Origin of the sequence: Rhizobium favelukesii (assembly GCF_000577275.2) — a bacterium.
Classification (GTDB): domain Bacteria; phylum Pseudomonadota; class Alphaproteobacteria; order Rhizobiales; family Rhizobiaceae; genus Rhizobium; species Rhizobium favelukesii.
Genome location: NZ_CBYB010000014.1, coordinates 1 through 5271 on the forward strand (window position 1 = coordinate 1; position 5271 = coordinate 5271).

Consider the following 5271-nt stretch of genomic DNA (forward strand, 5'->3'; position numbering starts at 1 on the left):
AGGGTCGTGCCATCCCATGGCACGACCACCGCCGCGCGGCAAAGAAGCGGGCTCGAGCGATCGAATATTCCCGCGGCCGCCCGAAACGGGTGAAGCACTACCGCGAACTGCTCAAGATCACGCGCACCACCTTGAGTTATCTCGAACAGGCGGTTGAACGGCCGACCCTGGCGGTGGGCCCGGCGGTTGAACTCTGGCAGGCGCAAGTCTGCCACTATAAGCCGCTGATCGAGCGGATCATCGCGCAGACCGAACGGCGGGTCCTGGCCGGCGAGCCGGTGCCGGCGGGCGACAAGCTGGTGAGCCTGTTCGAGCCGCATGCCGACATCATCGTCAAGGGCAGCCGCGACGTCGACTACGGTCATAAACTCAATCTGACCACCGGCAGAAGCGGACTGATCCTCGACCTCGTCGTCGAAGCCGGCAACCCGGCCGACAGCGAGCGCTTGCTGCCGATGCTGGAACGCCACATCGCCTTTTACGGCCAGGCGCCGCGTCAGGCGGCGGCCGACGGCGGCTATGCCAGCCGCGAAAATCTGAGCGGAGCCAAAGCCTGCGGCATCCGCGACATGGCCTTCCACAAGAAGTGCGGCCTCAAGATCGAAGACATGGTCACAAGCCGCTGGGTCTATCGCAAGCTCAGAAACTTCCGCGCTGGCATCGAGGCCGGCATCTCTTGCCTGAAACGCGCTTATGGCTTGGGGCGCTGCACCTGGCGCGGGCTCGACCACTTTAAGGCTTATGTCTGGTCCTCGGTGGTCGCTTACAATCTCGCCCTCTTTGCCCGCCTCAGGCCGACCTGACGCTCCTGATCCGGTAGCGTTCAGAGCAAGCCCGGCGAGCGTCGGCCGATACCCCATGACCCCATTGCCGCCAGATCGCTCTTCGGGCCATAACCTGCAGGGTTCTGTGCCATCACCCGTCCCAACAAACATCCTTCAGTGGACAAGCAACCTTGAAAACCCCAGAAAAACAGGCGTTTATGGACGGGCACTAGCTAAGCTAGATCCGCAAAGCATCGCAACAGATACTTCCAGATAACTTCACAGAATCTTTGCGACAACAGATCGCTCACAGTGCTACGTTTGCCCTGAAATTTGAGCTCACGCACGGACAAAACGCTGATGCCGCGTCGCTCAAGCGACTACACAGCACAAGTGGAGGTGTCAACGGCCATGGCAAGAAGAGCGCTTATAATAGTTGAAGGCACCAGGAACAATGGTCCGCTGTACGTCCAAGCGGCCCAGCGTCTTGGACTTCATCCAATTACCCTGTCGGCTGATCCAGCTCAGTACGACTATCTTGCGGCGGAAAGCATTGAGGCAATCCGGGTCGATACAGGCAATCTCAATACGCTGATTCGCGAATGTTCTCGGCTGGGTGAAAGGTATGACATTGTCGGCATTACGAGCGCCCAGGAGTCGGTCTATGCAACCGTTGCCAAGCTCTGCCGGCATTTCGGTCTACCGGGACCGAACCCCGCAGCCGTTGAACGGTGCTGCGACAAATTCACTCAACACCAGCTCCTTGCGGAGGCTGGCGTCCCAATACCTGCTTACCGCTTGTCAACGAATGCGACTGAGGTTGAAAGTTCTGCTGCGGAGATCGGCCTGCCAGTGGTTATCAAGCCAGCGGTGGGCAGCGGCAGCAGCGGTGTCCGGTTGTGCCGCAACGTCGATGAGGTGGTCGATCATACGACTTATTTGTTGGGGGGGAAGCACGTATGGCGATCTTCGCCGAGAATATTGGTGGAAGAATTCGCAGAAGGTCCCCATTACATCGCTCATATGATGGGAAACGCGGTCTTTGGGATCGAGGCCTCTGATTTCGACCACCCACCCCATTTCGTCTTTCGTCAGGGCGTCTTTCCAGCCCCACTAACCGATGACGAGAATCGGCTAATCGCGGATGTTTCGCTAAGCTCTTTGCGAGTTCTTGGCCTTGGCTGGGGCCCATCGTGCATTGAACTCCGCTGGACGAAGCGTGGCCCAGTGGTCATTGAAGTCAATCCGCGGCTTGGTGGCTGTCCTCAACACATTCAGCTCGCTTACGGTGTTGATCTCGTCAGCGAGCATATCAAGCTTGCCATCGGGGATGAATGGGATTTGCGCAAAACGCGTTCGCACACTGCGGCCTGGCGGTCCCTGCTTCCTGAGCGCGATGGCATCCTCGACTGGATCGATGGCGACCGTAGGGCGGCTGCGGTCTCCGGGATCGCGGAGGTAAAATTGCATGTTAAACCCAAGGCACCGATCGTCAGGAAAGGCGATTACCGAGACTCCATGGGATATGTACGCGCCGTTTCACCCGACCTTGCTCGAACTGAGGCGATACTGCAGCAGGCCGTCGACTTGATCGATTGGTCGATTACTCCGTTTCCGCCCGAACAGAATGACGGCGTGGTGCAATAGCATGAGTGTCGCTGCTGTTTCGGTTCCGAGGCGAATATCTGTCAGCCGGCTGAGGCCGCGCCAGACGACCGTATTTCCCGGTGGCGGATCTGATGTTCTTGCAAGGTAACCGCCTAAACGAGCGAGTTTGGTGAGATAGAAGTTCAGGGACCCAGCGCGCCAGGTTATGTCGAGGTCGACTTCGTGGCCCATTCCGGCACCTCTTCATCCGGCAACTTCGTACAGACAATGGTGCCGACCGATATCGCCACAGGTTGGACCGAGTGCGTCCCTGTGCGGACGCGATAAAGCGGTCTTGTGATCGCTGCCATTAAATGTGCCAGGTCGCTGTTTCCCTTTCCGCTCCTAGGAGTGCACGTAACGCCTGAGGAAACCTGTCGTCATCGACCTGCAGCGCTTCACCGCTAATCTGAAGACGGCTTGGCAGAATGGCGAGGTGCGACCTACGCATAAACGGTCATATCGGCGGGCCAAACCCTATCCGAAGAGGCCGACCATGCTTGAGCATTATGAAGTTCAGATTGAGGCATGGCTGGAGCCCGAGCCGACACTCTCGGCAGCCGTCGTGCTGCAGCGGCGGATGAACGTCGATCAAAGGCCTGCGGACGGTGCAGATGGCCGTGAAAGCCTGGCGTCAGGAGTAGGCCCCTTGAGATCCTCGTGGCGACTGGATGGCGATCACGCCGGTTCTTCCACCCGCCAAATCGTTCGGTAGAATTCTTCGGTGAGGCAATAGGCTGGGTCAATTGCTCGCCGCTTGACAGCGGCGAAGCATCAGGCCGCCGACGCTGTGTCCGAAGGGATCGACACGCTTGCGATGGCTGCAACGACGGAGGCGACACCTGCCAGAACGAATGTGGCTGACAACGATTCAGGGATCACCATCCCAGCAATGGCCGAGCCCAGCGGGAAACCGGCGCCGTTCAGGCTGATCGAAATGGAAAGCACGCGGCCAAGCTGTTGCGGATCGGTACGGCGTTGGCGCAAGGTCAGCAGTGCGACATTGATAGGCCCGGACGCCACTCCCGCGAGCACCAGGCCGGCTGCCAAACCGCCGAATCCGAATTCCGCCCCAACCGGCCATGCTGCGAATGCGGTGACAACCATTCCGGCGGCCATGACACCGCGCTCGCGTCCAGTTGTGCGCACATGCCCGGCAAGGAGCGCACCGAGGCCTCCGGCAATACCCATCGCGGCCCACAAAAGCCCGGTTACTGAATCGCCCGCCGCCGTGGCGTAGTGGTCGGCCACGTAAACCGGAACCACAACGTAGAGGGCGCCCCATGTGATCTCATACAGTGAATAGGAGACGGCTAGGCCGCGGAGGGTCGGCTGCCGCGCCACCATCTGAATGCCTTCGATCGTTTGACGCAAGAAAGATGTGTGTGCGGGATCCGATCCCGGCAAGTGTTGGACGTGGGGCAAGCAGATCGCGGCACCTGCGTACGCTGCGGCGATCACAGCCATCGCAGCTTCTGGCCCAAGCCAGACGAGGACGACGCCCGCCATCGCCGGCCCAACGACATCGACGATGGCGTAGACTGCGATGTCCAGTGCGTTGGCCTGATCAAGCGCGCCGGGTGGAACGAGCCGCGGCAGCAGAATGCGGGTTCCCGCAGCGCCCAAAGGCCCGGTGAGCGAGAACAGCATCACCAGGATGAACAAGGTCGGCGGACTGGACCAACCGGCCCAACCGACGAAACTGATCGCGACGACGAAGACTGCACTGGCGATCATGTCGATCCTAACCGCAATTGTCGGCCCTACGCGATCGAGGAGAACGCCCGCAAGAGGGCTTACAATTAGACCAGGAACGATCGCTGCAAATGTCAGCCACCCTGCCACCGTCGATGACGAAAACTGCGCAAGGGCGAACAGAACCAATGTGAGGACGAACATGCGCCCGGCCAGACGGGACAGGGTCGCAGCAACGATGAGAGGGAAGAGGCCAGGAATCTTCAAAAGATCGCGGTATGAACCCTGCCGTTTTGAAAGTTGATGCATGACCGGTTACACGTCCATCAGGATGGCCACGTCTGACCTGTGCGGCCCGCACTCCCGCAACGGCCCGCTCTCTCAGGTGCGATCCAATTTAGTCCGAACTGGATTTTTGGCGGTGGCTTGGCACCTTTAAACGGCGACATCGGCCGTGTGCACCTACTTAGGAAGATAGTATCGACACCGGCTGCCTATACGCTGACTCCGCGAACCAGTGGCAGCGCGTATGCACTTCAGGTCTTCATGTCTGGTACGCGTTCTTCTGCTCTCTAAGTGTTTGATCCCAGACTTTGATGGTGTACTCTTCTCGCAAGCTTAGAGCGATTCGCTACGTGACAAATTCTGCACAGAAGTGCCAATGACCTGCCACTGAACTTTCATCCAGCGGCGACTAGAGCCCCGGCGGTTTTGAATACGCCAAGTGGCGCGGTGTGAGCAACCGGCAGAAACGCGAAGTTCTCATCTTGCGCAGCGTTGGAGCCGGTTGCGGCGATGGTCCCAGCAAAGTCTGCCGGGGTTTTGTATCCGAGCGATGAGTGCGGCCGGAAATGGTTGTAATCGTCCGCCCATTCGGCAATGGCGCTTCGGGCATGATCGAGGCCGAAGAACAGGCTTTCGTTGAGCAGCTCGTCGCGCATGCGCCCGTTGAAACTCTCGACATAGCCGTTCTGCATCGGCTTTCCCGGGGCGATGTAATGCCATTCGACCTTGTGATCTTTCGACCAGGCGAGGATGGCATTCGACGTTAGTTCGGTGCCGTTGTCGGAGACGATCATTCCTGGCTTGCCGCGCCGTTCGATCAGCGTCGTCAGTTCTCGGGCGACACGTCGACCGGAGATAGATGTGTCCGGGATCGCTGCCA

General features: G+C 59.3%; 5 protein-coding genes. 3 read left to right on the forward strand and 2 right to left on the reverse strand.

Annotation, left to right across the window (positions count from 1 at the left end):
- The 3 genes from LPU83_RS23570 to LPU83_RS73745 all read left to right on the forward strand — a co-directional run.
- The coding region (locus LPU83_RS23570) for a transposase (RefSeq protein ID WP_157997293.1) at positions 1 to 803 on the forward strand (803 nt) is incomplete at its 5' end.
- A gap of 372 nt (positions 804 to 1175) precedes the next feature.
- Complete coding sequence (locus LPU83_RS23575; RefSeq protein ID WP_024319188.1) at positions 1176 to 2411, forward strand: ATP-grasp domain-containing protein; 1236 nt, start codon at positions 1176 to 1178, stop codon at positions 2409 to 2411.
- A 496-nt stretch (positions 2412 to 2907) separates the two neighbouring features.
- Positions 2908 to 3126, forward strand: coding sequence for a hypothetical protein (locus tag LPU83_RS73745; RefSeq protein WP_231052382.1), 219 nt, complete (start codon positions 2908 to 2910; stop codon positions 3124 to 3126).
- A 59-nt stretch (positions 3127 to 3185) separates the two neighbouring features.
- Here LPU83_RS73745 and LPU83_RS23805 read toward each other — a convergent pair whose 3' ends face one another.
- Entirely contained in the window at positions 3186 to 4415 is a 1230-nt protein-coding gene (locus tag LPU83_RS23805; protein WP_024319189.1) for an MFS transporter, read from the reverse strand.
- Between the two features lie 371 nt (positions 4416 to 4786).
- The coding region (locus LPU83_RS23885) for an integrase core domain-containing protein (protein ID WP_157997294.1) at positions 4787 to 5271 on the reverse strand (485 nt) is incomplete at its 5' end.

Excerpts from the sequence above, each read along its gene's own strand:
- LPU83_RS23575 (WP_024319188.1), top strand. The coding sequence starts at position 1,176 with ATGGCAAGAAGAGCGCTTATAATAGTTGAAGGCACCAGGAACAATGGT.
- LPU83_RS73745 (WP_231052382.1), top strand. The coding sequence starts at position 2,908 with ATGCTTGAGCATTATGAAGTTCAGATTGAGGCATGGCTGGAGCCCGAG.
- LPU83_RS23805 (WP_024319189.1), bottom strand. The coding sequence starts at position 4,415 with ATGCATCAACTTTCAAAACGGCAGGGTTCATACCGCGATCTTTTGAAG.